The organism is Urechidicola vernalis (assembly GCF_031846385.1).
Lineage (GTDB): Bacteria > Bacteroidota > Bacteroidia > Flavobacteriales > Flavobacteriaceae > Urechidicola > Urechidicola vernalis.
The window spans coordinates 177,149-193,823 of sequence record NZ_JAVRHV010000001.1 but is presented as its reverse complement, the minus strand read 5'-3'; the positions used below and the strand labels follow the sequence as shown (position 1 = coordinate 193,823).

Genomic DNA, 16,675 nt, shown 5'->3' with positions numbered 1-16,675 from the left:
GAATTCGTTAAAAATAAGATTAGATTTTTAAAATTTCTTTCAATGCCACTATTACTTGATCAATTTCATCTTTTGTATTAAACTTACTAAAAGAAAATCTAACTGATGTCTTTTTCGCTTCGTTCTGAGATAATATTGCATTTAAAACATGTGAACCTCCACTTGCTCCACTTTGACAAGCACTCCCTCCAGATGCAGAAATACCTTTAATATCTAATGAGAATAAAAGCATATCACTATTTCCAGGGAATCTAACATTTAGCAAACAATAATTACTTCGTTGCTCATCCTCCGGGCATCCATTAAAAGCCACTCCAGGAATTTCTTCCTTCAACCTTTGTAAAAAATACTTTTTAATATCATTTATATAAGCTGCTTCTTTATCGATGTCTTTATAAACAATTTCTAAAGCTTTGTCCATACCAACAATTCCATGAACATTTTCTGTGCCAGCTCTAGCACCTCTTTCCTGTGCGCCACCTGTTAATAATGGTTTTATACCTATTCCTTTCCTAAAGTAGGCAAATCCAATACCCTTAGGTCCATGAAATTTATGTGCACTTGCTACAATAAAATCAATAGGAATTTCTTGTAAATCTAAATTATAATGACCTATAACCTGCACAGCATCTGAATGAAACAAAGTATCATATTGCTTACACAAATCAGAAACTTTTTTAGCATCTAAAACAGTTCCTATTTCATTATTTACATACATTAAACTCACTAAAGTTTTATGAGTTGTATCAGAAATTAACTGCTCAAAATGATTCATATCCACAGAACCATCTTCATTTAAATTTACATAATCTAATTGTAATTCTTCATCTTCTTCAAGCACATCTAAGGTATGTAGTACAGCATGATGCTCTATTTTAGAAGATATAATTCTTTTTACTCCTAAATGACAAACCGCGTTGCGTAAAATCATATTATCAGCCTCACTTCCTCCTGCCGTAAATACAATTTCACTCGGAGTTACATTTAACAACTTTGCTATGTTTCTACGGGCGCGTTCTATTTTAGATTTAGCCGCCCTTCCATACTGATGTGAAGAAGAAGGGTTACCATAAATTTCGGCCATAGACGCAGACATTGCCTCAATTACAGCACCGTCCATACGACTCGTTGCTGCACTATCTAAGTAAATTCTATTCATGGCACAAAGTAACTAAAATTTATCCAATCAATAAAGGCTAAAAACTGTTAAAAACTATTACTTTTGTCTTCATTAAATAATAGTGATGAAAAAATATATTACCCTTCTTTTATGTCTTGTGTTTGTTGCTTGTGATGATGGAGATATAGCAATTCCGGCATTTGAATTTGAAGATGAAGTTCATAATTGCGAAGTTAGAAATGGTAATTATACATTGTTTAGATTAGGAATAGCTGAAGGCTTGATCGTTACTATTGCCGAAACATATTTTAAAGAAGAAGAAACATCTACAGAATTAGGAATAACTTCTGAAAATGTTATTTATAGAACGTTTAGCAGTGAAGTTTCACCTGCGTATTTCTGCTCAGACATCCCTCCAACTGAACCTACAATTCTATCCAATTGGACAGGTGTTTCTGGTGTTAGCAATCTAATTTTAATCGATACAGTAGAAGAATTGGATGATATGGGTATATTAATTGGATATACACATCATATCTCTTTTCAAAATTTAAAAGTTGAGAAAGGTGAAAATTATTTGGCCTTTGAAGAAGGGACCTTTGGGGAGTTCTTTATTCCATTAAACTAAACACTTTTATTCTGTAAAATATATACCTCTGTTGCTCCCATTCCATATTTTTGATAGGAGGCCTCAGAAACAGATACTGGATATCTATTAAATAAATACATCAATTCATTTTTTAACACTCCTTCACCCACTCCATGAATAAATACTATTCTAGGAATTCTATTTTTTATGGCAAATTCTAATTTGTGCTTTGCCGTATCTATTTGAAAACTAAGCATATCATACTTATCCATACCACGAGTAGATTTTACCAACTTTTGAATGTGAAGGTCTACCTCCATTCCCGGCACCAAATCCTTTGTTTTCTTTTTCCTCGATAGTTTACCTTTTTTATTGCAATCATTCTTTAGTCCTAACTTTTCAGATACAATTACTTTTTTAGCAATTTCAGACTGCTCTTCACGAATTAGTACTAAATCACGCTCTTCAAATTTTAAACTAAAACCATTATCCGAATTTATCGTTATTAGCAAACCATTTACACTTTCTACAACCCCGCTTATGGCATCATCCAGCACTGCAACCTTATCTCCTATTTTAAAACGCATTTATAACTATTTCTTAATTTTCACTTTACCTAATATCGATATATTCTGAACAATTTTGAACAAAAATAGTTCTATGTCTCAAATCATCAAGCAAAAGCCTAAAAAATTCTTTAAAACATCTACTAAAGAAACTATAATATCAAACGACAAAAAGAAAATTCTATCTGAATTAATAGATGTTATAATTATCGAAAGAAAAAAATTAAAGAAGGTAAGAATTAATTATATCTCTACACAAAATTCAACATCTAGCCAATTATATCAAATCTGGACGCACTTCGCTATTCATTTTTTCAAATTAAAACGCATAAAAAGTTATTCGGGAGGATTAACTGTCTCTTCTATTAACGCCGAGGTTGTGAGTATTCTTCAATCGGTAGGGTTTTGCTTTAAACTACTTGAATTTGATCACCAAAACCCAATTTATGAAGTGTCGTACAAGAATATGAAGAAACCACTGGTTATATATTCGAAACTATATGACAGTCTCATCTCGAATAAGCCATTCATAGCTGTATCTTTATCAAAAACTATTGACGAATATTGCCTCTATATACCAGAGGTTATTTCAAAAGTTTATCTCCCATTAAATAATCTTGAAAACACCTATAAATCAAATAAAAGTTTGAAATATTACGCTGATTTAAATCAACAAATTGCTGCTGAAGTATATTTTGTTTTTGAACAAGTTCAAAAGTTATCATAATTGTAGTATTTTTAGCTTTCTAAAAAAATAGATGAGTTTTATAAACTTTCTTGAAAGGAATCTTCTTAGTTGCCCTTGGAAAAAATACCTGGAAGTAGATTGTATGGGATGTGGAATGCAGCGTTCAGTAATCTATATTTTAAAAGGTGATTTTGAAGCAGCTTTTTATATGTATCCTGCAATTTACACGTTAATTTTCATGTTTAGTTATCTTCTTTTACATCTAAAACTCAATTTTAAATTAGGAAGTAAAATACTACTCTATCTATTTATTTTAAATGCACTAATCATTGTAACAAACTTTATAATTAAATCAATTAATTAAACAAATGGAAAAACAACAAGCACCTGGCGCTAAAGCCTCGTTAATTTTAGGGATCTGCTCAATTGTAACGGCGTGCTGCTGTTACGGTATTCCCGGAATAATTTTGGGAATTGTCGGCTTAAATAAAGCAAAAAAAGCCAGAACAGAATTTGCAAATAACCCAGATGTATATTCTGGCATTGGAAATGCTGAAACCGGAAAAATTACCTCTATCATCGGTATTGTTTTAGGGGCCTTGATCATTATCTATACTATTTTCATTGTCTCATCGGGGCAATGGGCTGCTCAAATGGAAGAATTCAGAACGATAATGGAAGACCTGGAGTAAATTAGAAAAGGAGCAATTTTCAATTGCTCCTTTTTTTATATTTCTAATTCCTTATCGTAAGGAATTACTTTTAATATGTGTTCTATTACTGCAATTCTTGCCGAAGTTTTTCGATTGGCCTGAATTATTTTAAATCGAATGTGGTCCTTGGTTAAGTCAAACATCTTTTTCTTATAAAACGTATACTTATCCCATAAAACTTGAGCCGCTTCATCTACAGAAGACATTTTCCATTGTTTTAACGGATCCGATTTTATTTCATTAAATCGTTTTTCTTGTTCCTTTTTAGAAATAGACATATAAAATTTTACCAAACGAACTCCAGATTCTGTAATCATACGTTCAAAATCGTTGACCTGGTTCATGAATATTTCATGCTCCTCATCTGTACAAAACCCATTAACCGGCTCTACTACTGCCCTATTATACCAACTTCGATCAAAAAAGACGATTTCACCTTCTTTTGGAAACTGATTTACATATCGCTGAAAATACCATTGCGTGCTTTCTTCTTTTGTAGGTTTTGGTAAGGCGACAATCCTAAAATTACGCGGATTTATTCTCTCGGTCGCTCTTCTTATAGCACCTCCCTTACCAGCAGCATCTCTACCTTCAAAAAGAATGATAATTCGTTCATTATTCTGAATAGCCCAAGTTTGCAATCGAACCAATTCAACTTGCAACTTTTTTAACTTCTTTTCGTAATCTAAAAACCGAATTGTTTTAGGATAATTAAGCGTTTCTCTAGACAATAGCGCAAACATTCCTTTTTTTGAGTTCAGTTTTTGAACTTGCGAATCTTTAAATTCAAACTCTTCCATATTAATCTAATTGATGGTTAGAACGGAAATACCGCATAACTATATTCGGGTCTGGATATAAGGTTGTAAGCGAGTCATCTTTTCCGTCATAATCAAATTGAGAAAGTACATATCTCATCGCTTCAAGCCTAGCACTCTTTTTATTATTTGCCTTTACTGTTATCCAAGGGCTATAAGAAGTATGTGTCCCACTAAACATTTTCTCCTTAAATTTGGTGTATTCCACCCATTTTTCCTGTCCTTTTTCATCTACTGGGCTGTATTTCCAACGCTTTAATGGGTTCTGCAATCTCGCTTCAAATCTTCGTTGTTGTTCTTCTTTAGATATAGAAAACCAAAATTTAATAATCTTAATTCCATCTTCGTACAACATATGCTCAAATTCAGGCACTTGCGTCATAAACCGCTTATACTGATCAAAAGTGCAAAACCCCATTACCGGTTCTACCACAGCCCTGTTATACCAACTTCTATCAAAAAAAACAATTTCACCTGGGTTTGGTAATTCTTTAATATAACGCTCAAAATACCATTGGCCCAACTCTATTTCGGTTGGTTTTGTTAACGCTACGGTTCGCATAGAACGAGGACTTAAATGTTCTGAAAAACGACGAATATTCCCTCCTTTTCCTGCAGCGTCTCTCCCTTCAAAAATTACTACAATCCGCTTTTTGTTTTTTGAAATCCATTGCTGCAATTTTACCAGTTCTATTTGAAGATTTTTTAATTCTTCTTCGTATTTAACCGATTCAAGAACTCCTTCAATTTCTATCCCTTTTGCTTCAATTTTAGATAGTAATTCTGATTTTGTAGTTATTTCTACAAAGTCCTCCTTTAAAATTTCAGAAGAATTTATTTTTGATTTATTCGTCATAAAACAAATATAAAGAATGTATTTGTATTTATTCAACCAATAACCGCCCTAATAAAAGGAAATTATCTATTTGTAAATATGCTTTATGTCTGGCAACTCAGTACAGTAGTAATGCACCCAAATATAGACATGGCTAAAAAGAGCCACAATTAATGCCAATTCTGATGACCAAATAACTCCAGGCACATAAAAAAAGAGGAACGCAAATTTGTACATGCCATTACTAGTATATTTAAATATGCCTCTTTTTACAAATGGTTCTTTGGATATTTTTTTATCAAAATGATCTAAACCTGCTGCTCTATCAAATCCAAAAAAAATTTTAACCGAATAAAATGCATACAATGCCGGAATAGTTAATAAAACGATTAAACTTACTTTAGCCCATATATCAATTTCAAAACTATTTGCACTAGATAGTGCTAATAATATAACGGTAAAAAAACGTGCAATAAATAACACGAAAAATCCTGTTTTGTACATCTTAAACCCATTGGCACGAAACCTAGTAGTAATGCTTTTATAATACAACTCCAAGCGCCAACAAATAAGGACATATACTTGGTGAATAATAGGAATTAACAATGCAAAAACAAACCAACCATATGTTGTTATTCCAAATAGAGAGCCTTCCAAAACTAGGACTCCCATTTCAATTAAATACCATAGTACACCGCAACTAATTACTAAAAACAACAGGTGCCAAGCTTGGTATTTAAGAAGTTTCATATACTATTTTAATTTAGGATTTATATCGAGGATATTTTCATTTCTATAGGCTTTAATAAACTCATCTGTAAAATAATCGCCCCCAACAATCTTTTCTTTTTGCAACATTTCTTTAATATCCATAGCTTTATATTGCATTAACATTTTTTGAGAAATAGGCTTATAACTAAAATGCCATGGTTCATATTTAAAACCCTTTCTTCCATCAACGCTTGTATAGACCAAATAAAACCCAAAATTATTGGCATTCGCGTCCATCCATTTTTTAAAATTATAAAACACTTTTCCTTCTGAAAAATGGCTAGGTTCTAAAACACTTTTTGGTTGTGGCATACCCCCATCTACAATATCTATATCGGTTCCCCAATGATGGCGTGACGTACCGGGTATTGTAGAATATTCAATAATTTTAGAAATGGCTGTTTGAGGAGACATTCCTTGTTTTGTAAATCTATTGTATTTTCTTGTCCAAATCCCTTTTTGATGTTCAAAGCCTCTATAACTAGAAACAACTCTTATTTTTATGCCATCTTTTAAAGCGGCATTACGCATTTTTTCAAAAGCTTCATGAGCTTCTTTTTGTAGTTTATGATCATCTCCATGAAAAATTGGATTTCCTTTTCCTATAAGGTCTGCTTTTGAATACTCAGATGCCCCTTGGCTATAGCCATTGATTGCAAATAATAAAAACAATATAATAAAACTCTTAGGCATCTTTTAATTTTTTAAACATTACATAATGTGGTCCAACCAAATGGACATCAAACTCTTCTCCTACAATTGACCAACCAGATTTTTTATAAAAATTTAAAGCAATAACACGGGCATTGCACCAAAGTACGTCTACGCCTTTTTTTGTCAAAATGGCTTCGGCGCTGGTTAAAACTGCTTTTCCAAATCCTTTATGCTGATGATCTCTATGAGTACCCATACCTCTTAATCTATATTGAAAACCTTTAAAATGAAAACTTTCATGTGGCATAAAAGTGGCTACGCAACCCAATTCACCATTTTCAAATAAGCCTAAATGCAAGGTCTCCTCGTCAAAATCTCCTTCCATTTTTTCAGTTAACGGAATATTTTCACGTAAAACATCTTTTCGAATGGCATAAGCTTCAGGTGCTGAAATTTCTTTGATTTCGATCATTATATATTATAACTTTACCCAAAAATACTACTTAATGGAAAACATCAAAATAAAAATAATAGAGAAAGATAGAATTCTTGATATTGTTCCATTGATTCAACAGTTAAATGATCAAACTCCCTTTGAATTGTTGAAAGAACGCATTTTGGAAATGATTGAACAAAATTATGAATGCGCTGTTATGTATGATAACGAAAAACTGATAGGTGTTTGTGGTATTTGGTATATGACAAGGCATTATATTGGTAAAAGTATGGAAGTAGATCATGTGATTATTGACAATACTTACAGAGGTCAAGGTTTGGGTCGACTTTTCTTTGATTGGATTTACAAACATGCCAAATCAAAAGGTTGTGAAGCCTCAGAATTAAACACTTACACCGGTAATCCAAAAAGCCATAAATTTTATTACAATGAAGGATATGAAATTAAAGGATTCCATTTCTTAAAAGTAATGCGAGAAGACGGTAAATTTTATTAATTTTTATTCGAAAAATACTTGTTATAGTTTAAACTACTTGTATATTTGTAGCCGGAAATGCGAAAGTAGCTCAGTTGGTAGAGCGTCAGCCTTCCAAGCTGAATGTCGCCGGTTCGAACCCGGTCTTTCGCTCAAAAAAAAGCACTGAAAAATCAGTGCTTTTTTTTTATGCTATAAATTCAATTTCTTTGCAAAAAGGAATATTAACACTATCGGAATTCCTAAAATCACTACTAAAGATAGATTTGTTGTTAATACTTCAGGAGTTAAGGCAATTGTTATTGCATAACCACCAATTGCCCCGCCTAAGTGTGCACTATGTCCAATATTTCCAATACTCTTTTTCATTCCATATACAGAATAAATTAAGTACCCTAAACCGAATACATAACCAGGGATATCTACAAAAGGAAAGAAAATAAAATTCAATTTCATTCCTGGATACAACATAATGGCCGCATAAATAATTCCCATTACGGCACCAGATGCACCAACAGCACTATAGTATAATTGGTTCTTATGATAGGCCAACGAAAACAATCCTCCAAAAAGTAAACATGCAAAATAAATAATTAGAAAATAAGGAACTCCGACTATAGCTATTACATTATCTCCAAAGAAATAAAGCGTAAGCATATTAAAAATCAAATGATTAAAATCTACATGTAGAAAGCCCGAACTTAATAATCTGATATAATCGCCTTGCCGAATTGCTCCGACCTGAAACTTATACTTATTAAAAAATACTTGGTCGTTAAACCCCTTGTATGAAAACAATACGTTAGCAACAATAATTAATAATACTACTTGGCTCATTTTATATTTTTATGCTTTCAAAGATAAAATTATATCCGATATTTGCATCCGAATTATATGCAATTACTCGTTTACATTATCGTTTACCCTCTACTTTGGCTTCTTTCGATTTTGCCTTTTAGAGTCCTTTATATCATTTCAGATTTTCTTTCAATAATCCTCTATTATCTTATTGGTTATAGAAAAAAAGTAGTGATAGAAAACTTAAAATTGGCTTTTCCAGAGAAGTCTGAAAAGGAATTATTAAGTATTCGGCGCAAGTTTTACACGCACTTTACCGATGTGTTTATGGAAATGATTAAATCTATTACCATTAGTAAAAAAGCGGTAAACAAACACTTTGTTTTTGAAAATATTCACTTAATTAATGATTTAGCAAAAAAAGGGAAAAGTATTGTAGTTTTAGGTGGACATTATGCAAATTGGGAATGGCTACTGACTTTAGCCGATAGAATTGAACACCATGCATTCGCCGTTTATTCGCCTATTGGGAACAAATACTTTGATAGAATGATGAAAAAAAATCGTTCTAAGTTCGGGACTAATCTTATAAAACCAAAACTTGCCCGTAAAACGTATCGAGACAACAAGGCAAATGGTGTACTATCTTTAAATGGATTGGTAAGTGATCAATCTCCATTATTAAAAAAAACACGCTATTGGGCCACATTTTTAAATGTAAAAGTTCCTATTCATGTTGGCGCTGAATTGATTGCTAAAGAATTAGATCAATCTGTTATTTTTTATGAAGTTACTAAAATTAAAAGAGGCTATTATAAATGCACCTTTAAAGTTCTCGCAGAAAACCCGAATGAATTTCCAGATTATCAGATTACAGATATGTTCTTACGCGAGGTTGAAAACCAAATAAAAAGAGCACCGCAATTCTACTTTTGGACTCACAAACGTTTTAAACACAAAGATAAGTTTGATGAGTTTTTAACAAACAATCCCTCTTACCCCCATTAATACATGCAACTTCTTATATATATTTTAGTATTCCCTATTCTATGGTTCCTTTCTATTTTACCATTTAGACTCCTTTATTTAATTTCCGATTTCTTATATCTTATTTTATATTATGGTATTGGGTATCGAAAAAAAGTAGTCTATGACAACTTAAAATTAGCACTTCCTAACAAATCTGAAAAAGAACTTTTAAAAATACGAAGACAGTTTTACGTTCACTTTACGGATGTTTTTATGGAGATGATTAAATCTATTAGTATTAGTGAAAAAAACGTACATGAACGATTTGTCTTTGAAGATGTAGATGTTTTACGAGAACTAGGAAATAAAGGAAGAAGTATTGTACTTGTAGGCAGTCATTATGCTAATTGGGAATGGATGGTATCTATGAATAACCTTGTTGACCATGAAGCTTATGCTGTATCTACGCGAATCGGAAATAAATACTTCGATAAAATGATGCTGAAGTATAGAACCAAATATGGAGGACAATTTGTAACTCCAAGAATGGCTAGAAGGACCTATGAGCAAAACTCAAAAAATGGTATCCTTGCCCTAAATGCATTGGTTAGTGATCAATCTCCTCAATTGAGTAAAACACATTATTGGGCTCCCTTTTTAAATGTTAAAGTTCCTGTTCATGTTGGTGCGGAACAAATTGCAAAAAAACTGGATCAGTCTGTTGTATTCTATGAAGTTTCAAAAGTAAGACGTGGCCATTACAAATGTACTTTCAGAGTATTAGCTGAAAATCCTAATGAATATCCGGATTATCAGATCACTGATATGTTCTTACGCGAGGTTGAAAAACAAGTACAAAAAGCCCCTCAGTATTATTTCTGGACGCACAAACGCTTTAAACATAAAGATAAGTTTGAAGAGTTCTTAAAACAAAACCTAGATTATAAATTCTAACCATACTTTTTTTTGATTGTTTACTGAGAAAATTTTCAACCATAATGGAAAATAAAAGGTTTATAAGTTTCGAGAGCGGTAAGATTACGATAATTTAATTAAATGTTACATTTATAGTTTTAATACGTCTATTAACCATAGATTAGAAGATTTTAAACTAGCGATTCTATTATGAACAAAACATTAGTTAAACTATTTCTAAGAATAGGACTTGGAGCCGGATTCTTATCTGCTGTTGCTGACCGCTTAGGTTATTGGCCTGCTAATATTTCGGCTTGGGGAAATTGGGAAAGTTTTATTTCATATACAAGAATTATCAATCCTTGGTTACCTTCTTCTTTTATAGAACCTGTCGGGCTTATTGTTACAGCTTTAGAAATTCTTTTTGGTGTTTTTTTAATAATTGGGTTTAGAACCGGATTTATAGCAAAATTAAGTGGTTATCTTATTTTAATCTTTGGTTTATCTATTGCCCTTTCCACTGGAATAAAAGGGGCTTTTGACTATTCGGTTTTTGCGGCTTCTGGTGCAGCCTTTGCACTTTCTAAAATGAAAGGTAAGTTTTTAGAAATTGATGCTATTCTCAAGATTAATCCATAAAACATGAAACAACAAAATAATGGCTCTTGGAGGCCTATAATTCTATTCTTATCTCTTTTAACCATTTTAAGTGCGATACCTTATATTGCAATTGTAAATTTATATCCTTCTAGTTTATATATCGGAGCCTTAATGTGGTGTCCTACATTTGCTACATTTATAACCTTAAAACTATTAAATAGAAACCTAAAAACGCTTCCTTGGCAATGGCCAAATAAACGGATTCTCTTAAGGGCTTACGGCATTCCTTTACTTTATGTTACCGTTACTTATTTCCTTATATGGATGCTCGGTCTTGGCTCAATTGTTTCTAAAGAAGAAATAAGCATATGGGCTACGGAAATCGGAATTGTTGGAATTGGAACGCTCCCTCCTTATATTTCTCTTCTTATAGCAATTGTACTATTAGCATCTGTTGGTGTTTTAAAATCAATGGCTACGGTAATAGGCGAAGAAATTGGCTGGCGTGGATTTTTTGTTTTTGAATTGCGTAAAAATTTATCATTTACAGGTGTTTCATTATTTAGCGGGTTTATATGGGCCTTATGGCATTGGCCGCTTATTTATTACTATGGCTCTAATATAGTCTTAGAATTCACCACCTTTTTTATCGTAATAATTTCAATGTCATTTGTAATGACCTATTATACTTTTAAGTCGAAGAGTTTATGGCCTGCAGTTATATTTCATACGGTTAGCAATGTATTCATTCAAAAGGTTTTTCCTCCGATAACAAATTCAGTCAAAGAATTTGAGTATTGGCATGGTGAATATGGAATTATGTTTGCTATAGTTACTTGTACATTTGGAATTTACTTTTTGCTAAAAGGTATAAAAGAACAATTATAATATGAAAGCTGCCATCCATAAAAAATATGGTTCTCCAAGTAATTTAAAAATTATTGACCTAAAAAAACCTGCGCCTAAAGAAGATGAACTCTTAATTAGAGTCATGGCAACAACGGTTAATAGAACGGATTGCGCTATGCTTAGAGCAAAACCGGCCATAATCCGATTGATGCTAGGGCTTTTGAAACCTAAAAACCCTATTTTAGGAACTGACTTTGCAGGAGTAGTTGAAGATATAGGTCATAAAGTAACTCGATTTAAAGTTGGCCAAGCGGTATTCGGATTCAATGACACGGGTCTTAGTTCTCATGCAGAGTATTTAACAATTAGACAAAACGATTTTTTGGCAACCATTCCTAGTAAATTTTCTTTTGAACAAGCCACTGCTAGTATTGAAGGGGCTCATTATGCACAAAACTTTATTAATAAAGTTAATTTTAAACCAAACGCTAAAGTATTAGTTAATGGCGCTACAGGAGCCATAGGGTCTGCACTTGTTCAATTATTAGCAGCAATGAAAATTGATGTTACAGCAACGGCAAACACAGAAAATATTAATGTAATTAAAACTTTAGGTGTTACACAAGTAATAGACTACACCAAGATAGAATTCACTCAATTAAATGAGAAGTTTGACTTTGTTTTTGATGCCGTTGGAAAAAGTGCTTTTGGTAAATGCAGGCGTATTTTAACAAAAAAAGGCATTTATATTTCATCAGAAATGGGGCCTTGGGGTCAAAATTTAGTCTTTGCTATTTTCACTCCTCTTTTCAAAGGGAGAAAAGTCGTATTCCCTTACCCAAACAAGCATCAATATAGCATTGACTTGGTAAAACGATTAATGGAAGAAGGTAAATTTAATCCACTAATTGATCGGATATACGCTCTCGATAATATTGCATCTGCCTTTTCTTATGCAGAGACTGGTGAAAAAGTTGGAAACCTTGTCATTAAAATGAAAAATGAATAGCGCCTTTTTTTTTATAAATTCTTAGTTCTTCTTGTAACAAAAATTATCTTTATACTACTTATACATAAATCTCTTAACCAGTGACGCAAGCTTTAGAGCAGCAATTTGTACAACAACTCGAAGAAAACCAGAACATTGTTCATAAGGTTTGCCGTGTATACACTACAAATTCAGATGCACATAAAGACCTTTTTCAAGAAATCACTATTCAACTTTGGAAAGCTTATCCCAAATTTCGTGGTGAAGCTAAGTTTAGTACTTGGATGTATCGAGTTGCGTTAAACACAGCAATTACCTTATATAGAAAATCGAAACGTCAAATTAAAACAAATGATATTTCTGATTTTCATTATAAACTAGAAAGTGAGGAATATGATGGCGAGATTGAGGAACAAATGAAGTTACTCTATCAAGCAATACATCAATTAAGCGATGTAGAAAAAGCCTTAATCTTACTTTATTTAGAGGACAAACCATATAAGGAAATTGCAGAGACAATCGGTATTACTGAGGTAAATGCTCGTGTTAAGGTGAATAGGATTAAGACAAAATTAAAAACAATATTAAATCCGTAAGTATGGATGATTTAGATAAGTTAAAAGGAGCCTGGAAAAAACAGGACTATTCCAAACATAAAGTTTCGATCAACGAAATTTATAAGATGTTACATGCAAAATCTTCTTCTTATGTAAAATGGATATTCTATATAAGTATAATAGAATTTGTGCTTATGAATTCAATTATGTTTTTTAGAGATATGGATAAAGACATGGCTTTCTACAAAGAAATAGGATTATATGGATTCATATCCATTTCGTCTTATGCAACCTTTGCTGTGGTTATTGGCTTTATTTATGCTTTTTATAAAAATTACCGTAGTATAAAAGTAGATAGTAATGCTAAACTTCTAATGGCTAACATTTTAAAAACTAGAAAAACAGTTAAATATTATATTTATTTTAATGTTGGTGCCATGACTATACTAATGGGTATCATGTTTTATTATATTTTTTCAAACCCAAATAGCATTGCATTATATAAAGAAATAAGTAATATTCCTCAAGACTTTGACTCAAATACATTTTTAATTTTCGTTGTTGTCTTTACGGCGGCATTAATTGGAGTTGTTTTACTTATTTACAGAGTTATTTATGGAATTCTTTTAAGACGCTTAAACAGAAATTACAGAGAGTTGGAACAATTAGAAAGTTAAGATGTTATTTCTTTGTTAAACAGTCTTTTTAAATCATTTAAATTTATGTTTATTTAACATAAGTACTATCTTTGCAAACTCAATAAAAAAGATAGAAAATGAATAACGGATTATACGCAAAATTCAACACTTCAAAAGGTGAAATTTTAGTGAATTTAGAGTTTGAAAAAACTCCTGGAACAGTCGGTAACTTTGTTGCTTTGGCTGAAGGAAATATGGAAAATGATGTTAAGCCTCAAGGCACTCCATATTACGATGGTTTAAAATTTCATAGAGTTATTGCAGATTTTATGATTCAAGGTGGTTGTCCACAAGGAACCGGAACAGGAAACCCTGGATACAGTTTTGATGATGAGTTTCACCCTGAATTGAAGCACGATAAGCCAGGTGTTTTATCTATGGCAAATTCTGGACCTGCTACAAACGGATCTCAATTTTTTATTACACACGTTGAAACTCCTTGGTTAGATAACAAGCATTCCGTTTTTGGAAATGTAGTTGAAGGACAGGATATTGTTGATGCGGTTGCTCAAGGAGATGAGTTAACATCAATTGAAATAGTCCGTGTTGGTGATGCTGCAGAAAAATTTAATGCTATTGAGGCTTTTAGAAAATTTGAAGGAGCACGTGAAGCAAGAATTGCTGAAGCACTAAAGGAACAAGATGAATTATTAAATGGTGTATCAGCTGGCTATACAATTACAGAGAGTGGTTTAAGATATACAATCCTTCAAAAAGGAGATGGAAAACAAGCAACAAAAGGTGTGATGGTTTCTGTTCATTATAAAGGACAATTATTAGACGGAACTGTATTTGACTCTTCTTACAAAAGAAAACAACCTATCGATTTTAACGTTGGTATTGGTCAAGTAATTTCTGGTTGGGATGAAGGAATTCAATTGTTAAAAGTTGGAGATAAAGCTAGATTTGTTATTCCATCTGAATTGGCTTACGGTAGTCGAGGTGCTGGCGGTGTCATTCCACCTGATGCTCCATTAATTTTCGATGTAGAACTGATGAATGTTAAATAATACAAACGCTCCTAATAAGGAGCGTTTTTTTTTACTTTTTTTGTTACCTTTATCATAACTTAAACAATACCAAAATTGCCATGAAATATTTCGTTTCATTAATTGTTGTTACTTGCTGTTTGATTTCTACAAATCTATTGGCGCAAGATTCACTTGCCAAACATCCAATATTAACTAAGAAGTTTTTCATTAGTACAGGCGTTTTTCTTCCTTCTAAAAATATTAAAATTAAAGCCAACGGTAGCACACCTAATGAAGAAATTGATTTTGGAAAAACATTTGATTTTAATGATAGTGAAATAACCTTTGCAGCGTCCGTGAAATGGCGCTTTGCTAAAAACTGGAATTTAGGAATGGAATATTATAGCATCAAGAATGGCGCTACGCGTTCTATAGAACAAGACATAGAATGGAATGATTATACTTTTAAAGCAGGCTTAAGTGTTGGTGCAGGGTTTGATCTAGATTTATATCGGGTTTTCTTTGGTAGAAATATTTCAACCGGCCCTAAACATGAATTAGGCGGAGGAATAGGTATTCATGCTATGGATATCACAACATATCTAGAAGGTGAAGCGTTTTTAGACGATCTAAACACTGGATTTAGAAGAGAATCCATAACTGCGCTTGCCCCTCTTCCAAATATTGGTTTTTGGTATTTTTGGGCCCCCTCAGAAAAATTCTTAGTAACGGCAAGATTGGATTGGCTTTCCGTAAAAATTTCAAATATAAAAGGGTCTTTGCTAAATCTCGCTCCAGGTATACAGTATCAATTGTTTAAAAATATTGGTGTCGGAGCCAGTTATCGCTATTTTAATTTAAACGTAGATATTGAAGATAATAATTGGGATGGTGGAGTTGCCCTGAGTTTCCATGGCCCTATGTTTTCTCTTACTGGTAATTTTTAGGATTATGAAAATGAAATTTTTTAGTTGCGCTCTCTTGCTATTATTTATATGTTCTTGTGGCTCATCAACGGAAGACCCTGCCTTTTTAAATGATATATCTGGTAGATACCTTTTTAACGCAGATGAAGAATTAGAAATTTATATTGAAAATGATTCCTGGTTTATGAAATGGCGTGGTGCTACAAAAATTAAACCTTTAAAAGTAGGTGATGGTGTTTATTTTGTAAAAGAAATGAATGAGAAAATTCAATTTAGAAAAAACCCTACAGATAATAAATATTATATCTGTTTGGTTCCAAAGACAGATGACTCTCAAATGGCATATGATTTTATGAAATTAGAGAAAGACGAATTTACAGCGAGTTATTATTTAAAAAATGGACAATTTAACAAAGCCTTAGAAGCATATAAATCTATTAAAAGTAACGATTCTTTAAGCCCAATAATTGAAGAAGCACATTTAAACAGAATGGGGTATCGAGTTATGAATAATGAAAAAAATATGGTTCATGCAATTAGCATATTTAAATTAAATGCGGCTTTACATCCTGAAAGTGACAATGTTTATGATAGTTTGGGAGAAGCCCTTTTAAGAAATGGAGACACTCTTGAATCAATTACAAATTATAAAAAATCTCTTGAGATAGATTCTGGAAATAGACGGGCTCAACAAATTGTAGAAAAATACGGTAATTAA

The 16,675-nt window shown here is 32.3% G+C and carries 23 protein-coding genes and 1 tRNA gene; 16 read left to right on the top strand and 8 right to left on the bottom strand.

Translation table 11 applies throughout. The features are described 5' to 3' along the window. Positions 1–19: 19 nt before the first annotated feature. Complete coding sequence (locus tag RM519_RS00975; RefSeq protein WP_311591606.1) at positions 20–1,159, bottom strand: cysteine desulfurase family protein; 1,140 nt, start codon at positions 1,157–1,159, stop codon at positions 20–22. Positions 1,160–1,244: 85 nt separating this feature from the next. On the opposite strand from RM519_RS00975, the gene RM519_RS00970 reads away from it, so the two are divergent. Next, on the top strand, positions 1,245–1,748 hold the full coding sequence (locus RM519_RS00970; RefSeq protein WP_311591605.1) for a hypothetical protein: 504 nt from the start codon (positions 1,245–1,247) through the stop codon (positions 1,746–1,748). On the opposite strand, the gene RM519_RS00965 is transcribed toward RM519_RS00970, so the two are convergent. Further along, positions 1,745–2,296: a DUF8465 domain-containing protein gene (locus RM519_RS00965; RefSeq protein WP_311591604.1), complete on the bottom strand. Its 552-nt coding sequence runs from the start codon at positions 2,294–2,296 to the stop codon at positions 1,745–1,747. The genes RM519_RS00970 and RM519_RS00965 overlap by 4 nt on opposite strands. Positions 2,297–2,369: 73 nt before the next feature. On the opposite strand from RM519_RS00965, the gene RM519_RS00960 reads away from it, so the two are divergent. The 3 genes from RM519_RS00960 to RM519_RS00950 are packed head-to-tail and all read left to right on the top strand — an operon-like array spanning position 2,370 to position 3,655. After that, positions 2,370–3,002 (top strand): hypothetical protein, encoded by a 633-nt coding sequence (locus RM519_RS00960; protein WP_311591603.1) that lies wholly within the window; start codon positions 2,370–2,372, stop codon positions 3,000–3,002. A 31-nt stretch (positions 3,003–3,033) separates the two neighbouring features. Further along, positions 3,034–3,327, top strand: a complete 294-nt coding sequence (locus RM519_RS00955) for a DUF2752 domain-containing protein (RefSeq protein WP_311591602.1) — start codon at positions 3,034–3,036, stop codon at positions 3,325–3,327. Between the two features lie 4 nt (positions 3,328–3,331). After that, entirely contained in the window at positions 3,332–3,655 is a 324-nt protein-coding gene (locus RM519_RS00950; protein WP_311591601.1) for a CCC motif membrane protein, read from the top strand. 35 nt (positions 3,656–3,690) lie between these two features. Here the strand turns inward: RM519_RS00950 and ppk2 (RM519_RS00945) are convergent, their stop codons facing one another. The 5 genes from ppk2 (RM519_RS00945) to RM519_RS00925 form a co-directional block, all read right to left on the bottom strand. After that, entirely contained in the window at positions 3,691–4,476 is a 786-nt protein-coding gene (gene ppk2, locus RM519_RS00945; protein ID WP_311591600.1) for a polyphosphate kinase 2, read from the bottom strand. Between the two features lies 1 nt (position 4,477). Then, positions 4,478–5,350, bottom strand: a complete 873-nt coding sequence (gene ppk2, locus RM519_RS00940; protein ID WP_311591599.1) for a polyphosphate kinase 2 — start codon at positions 5,348–5,350, stop codon at positions 4,478–4,480. A 66-nt stretch (positions 5,351–5,416) separates the two neighbouring features. Continuing rightward, positions 5,417–6,079, bottom strand: a complete 663-nt coding sequence (locus RM519_RS00935; RefSeq protein WP_311591598.1) for a methyltransferase — start codon at positions 6,077–6,079, stop codon at positions 5,417–5,419. 3 nt (positions 6,080–6,082) lie between these two features. Beyond that, the gene (locus RM519_RS00930) at positions 6,083–6,793 is read right to left on the bottom strand and encodes a M15 family metallopeptidase (RefSeq protein WP_311591597.1); all 711 of its coding nucleotides are present in this window, start codon (positions 6,791–6,793) and stop codon (positions 6,083–6,085) included. After that, positions 6,786–7,226 carry a GNAT family N-acetyltransferase gene (locus RM519_RS00925; protein ID WP_311591596.1) on the bottom strand — a complete coding sequence of 147 codons (441 nt, stop codon included), beginning with the start codon at positions 7,224–7,226 and terminating at the stop codon, positions 6,786–6,788. The genes RM519_RS00930 and RM519_RS00925 overlap by 8 nt, the downstream gene beginning before the upstream one ends. A 34-nt stretch (positions 7,227–7,260) precedes the next feature. Between RM519_RS00925 and RM519_RS00920 the strand changes: the two genes are divergently transcribed. Together RM519_RS00920 and RM519_RS00915 are read left to right on the top strand one after the other, a co-directional pair. Further along, positions 7,261–7,707 carry a GNAT family N-acetyltransferase gene (locus tag RM519_RS00920; RefSeq protein WP_311591594.1) on the top strand — a complete coding sequence of 149 codons (447 nt, stop codon included), beginning with the start codon at positions 7,261–7,263 and terminating at the stop codon, positions 7,705–7,707. Between the two features lie 59 nt (positions 7,708–7,766). Continuing rightward, positions 7,767–7,839: transfer RNA gene (locus RM519_RS00915), tRNA-Gly, on the top strand. Between the two features lie 39 nt (positions 7,840–7,878). Here the strand turns inward: RM519_RS00915 and RM519_RS00910 are convergent. Further along, positions 7,879–8,523 carry a rhomboid family intramembrane serine protease gene (locus RM519_RS00910; protein WP_311591593.1) on the bottom strand — a complete coding sequence of 215 codons (645 nt, stop codon included), beginning with the start codon at positions 8,521–8,523 and terminating at the stop codon, positions 7,879–7,881. A 42-nt stretch (positions 8,524–8,565) separates the two neighbouring features. On the opposite strand from RM519_RS00910, the gene RM519_RS00905 reads away from it, so the two are divergent. From RM519_RS00905 to RM519_RS00860, 10 genes are all read left to right on the top strand, one after another. Next, positions 8,566–9,492, top strand: coding sequence for a lysophospholipid acyltransferase family protein (locus RM519_RS00905; protein ID WP_311591592.1), 927 nt, complete (start codon positions 8,566–8,568; stop codon positions 9,490–9,492). Between the two features lie 3 nt (positions 9,493–9,495). Beyond that, positions 9,496–10,407, top strand: coding sequence for a lysophospholipid acyltransferase family protein (locus tag RM519_RS00900; RefSeq protein ID WP_311591591.1), 912 nt, complete (start codon positions 9,496–9,498; stop codon positions 10,405–10,407). A gap of 171 nt (positions 10,408–10,578) precedes the next feature. Continuing rightward, on the top strand, positions 10,579–11,007 hold the full coding sequence (locus RM519_RS00895) for a DoxX family protein (RefSeq protein ID WP_311591590.1): 429 nt from the start codon (positions 10,579–10,581) through the stop codon (positions 11,005–11,007). Between the two features lie 3 nt (positions 11,008–11,010). Further along, a complete protein-coding gene (locus RM519_RS00890) occupies positions 11,011–11,856 on the top strand; it encodes a CPBP family intramembrane glutamic endopeptidase (protein ID WP_311591588.1) in 846 nt (281 codons plus the stop codon). A gap of 1 nt (position 11,857) precedes the next feature. Continuing rightward, on the top strand, positions 11,858–12,826 hold the full coding sequence (locus RM519_RS00885) for an NAD(P)-dependent alcohol dehydrogenase (protein WP_311591587.1): 969 nt from the start codon (positions 11,858–11,860) through the stop codon (positions 12,824–12,826). 80 nt (positions 12,827–12,906) lie between these two features. Continuing rightward, positions 12,907–13,401: an RNA polymerase sigma factor gene (locus tag RM519_RS00880; protein WP_311591586.1), complete on the top strand. Its 495-nt coding sequence runs from the start codon at positions 12,907–12,909 to the stop codon at positions 13,399–13,401. A 2-nt stretch (positions 13,402–13,403) separates the two neighbouring features. Beyond that, positions 13,404–14,039 carry a DUF8845 family protein gene (locus RM519_RS00875; protein ID WP_311591584.1) on the top strand — a complete coding sequence of 212 codons (636 nt, stop codon included), beginning with the start codon at positions 13,404–13,406 and terminating at the stop codon, positions 14,037–14,039. 98 nt (positions 14,040–14,137) lie between these two features. After that, complete coding sequence (locus RM519_RS00870) at positions 14,138–15,070, top strand: peptidylprolyl isomerase (RefSeq protein ID WP_311591583.1); 933 nt, start codon at positions 14,138–14,140, stop codon at positions 15,068–15,070. Between the two features lie 80 nt (positions 15,071–15,150). After that, complete coding sequence (locus RM519_RS00865; protein WP_311591582.1) at positions 15,151–15,978, top strand: hypothetical protein; 828 nt, start codon at positions 15,151–15,153, stop codon at positions 15,976–15,978. A gap of 4 nt (positions 15,979–15,982) precedes the next feature. After that, positions 15,983–16,675, top strand: a complete 693-nt coding sequence (locus RM519_RS00860) for a tetratricopeptide repeat protein (protein ID WP_311591581.1) — start codon at positions 15,983–15,985, stop codon at positions 16,673–16,675.

Coding starts and splice junctions, on each gene's coding strand:
- RM519_RS00870 (WP_311591583.1), top strand. CDS start 14,138: ATGAATAACGGATTATACGCAAAATTCAACACTTCAAAAGGTGAAATT.
- RM519_RS00890 (WP_311591588.1), top strand. CDS start 11,011: ATGAAACAACAAAATAATGGCTCTTGGAGGCCTATAATTCTATTCTTA.
- RM519_RS00925 (WP_311591596.1), bottom strand. CDS start 7,226: ATGATCGAAATCAAAGAAATTTCAGCACCTGAAGCTTATGCCATTCGA.
- RM519_RS00875 (WP_311591584.1), top strand. CDS start 13,404: ATGGATGATTTAGATAAGTTAAAAGGAGCCTGGAAAAAACAGGACTAT.
- RM519_RS00930 (WP_311591597.1), bottom strand. CDS start 6,793: ATGCCTAAGAGTTTTATTATATTGTTTTTATTATTTGCAATCAATGGC.
- RM519_RS00975 (WP_311591606.1), bottom strand. CDS start 1,159: ATGAATAGAATTTACTTAGATAGTGCAGCAACGAGTCGTATGGACGGT.
- RM519_RS00900 (WP_311591591.1), top strand. CDS start 9,496: ATGCAACTTCTTATATATATTTTAGTATTCCCTATTCTATGGTTCCTT.
- RM519_RS00860 (WP_311591581.1), top strand. CDS start 15,983: ATGAAAATGAAATTTTTTAGTTGCGCTCTCTTGCTATTATTTATATGT.
- RM519_RS00965 (WP_311591604.1), bottom strand. CDS start 2,296: ATGCGTTTTAAAATAGGAGATAAGGTTGCAGTGCTGGATGATGCCATA.
- ppk2 (WP_311591599.1), bottom strand. CDS start 5,350: ATGACGAATAAATCAAAAATAAATTCTTCTGAAATTTTAAAGGAGGAC.
- RM519_RS00970 (WP_311591605.1), top strand. CDS start 1,245: ATGAAAAAATATATTACCCTTCTTTTATGTCTTGTGTTTGTTGCTTGT.
- RM519_RS00920 (WP_311591594.1), top strand. CDS start 7,261: ATGGAAAACATCAAAATAAAAATAATAGAGAAAGATAGAATTCTTGAT.
- RM519_RS00910 (WP_311591593.1), bottom strand. CDS start 8,523: ATGAGCCAAGTAGTATTATTAATTATTGTTGCTAACGTATTGTTTTCA.
- RM519_RS00865 (WP_311591582.1), top strand. CDS start 15,151: ATGAAATATTTCGTTTCATTAATTGTTGTTACTTGCTGTTTGATTTCT.
- RM519_RS00895 (WP_311591590.1), top strand. CDS start 10,579: ATGAACAAAACATTAGTTAAACTATTTCTAAGAATAGGACTTGGAGCC.
- RM519_RS00960 (WP_311591603.1), top strand. CDS start 2,370: ATGTCTCAAATCATCAAGCAAAAGCCTAAAAAATTCTTTAAAACATCT.
- ppk2 (WP_311591600.1), bottom strand. CDS start 4,476: ATGGAAGAGTTTGAATTTAAAGATTCGCAAGTTCAAAAACTGAACTCA.
- RM519_RS00885 (WP_311591587.1), top strand. CDS start 11,858: ATGAAAGCTGCCATCCATAAAAAATATGGTTCTCCAAGTAATTTAAAA.
- RM519_RS00950 (WP_311591601.1), top strand. CDS start 3,332: ATGGAAAAACAACAAGCACCTGGCGCTAAAGCCTCGTTAATTTTAGGG.
- RM519_RS00955 (WP_311591602.1), top strand. CDS start 3,034: ATGAGTTTTATAAACTTTCTTGAAAGGAATCTTCTTAGTTGCCCTTGG.
- RM519_RS00935 (WP_311591598.1), bottom strand. CDS start 6,079: ATGAAACTTCTTAAATACCAAGCTTGGCACCTGTTGTTTTTAGTAATT.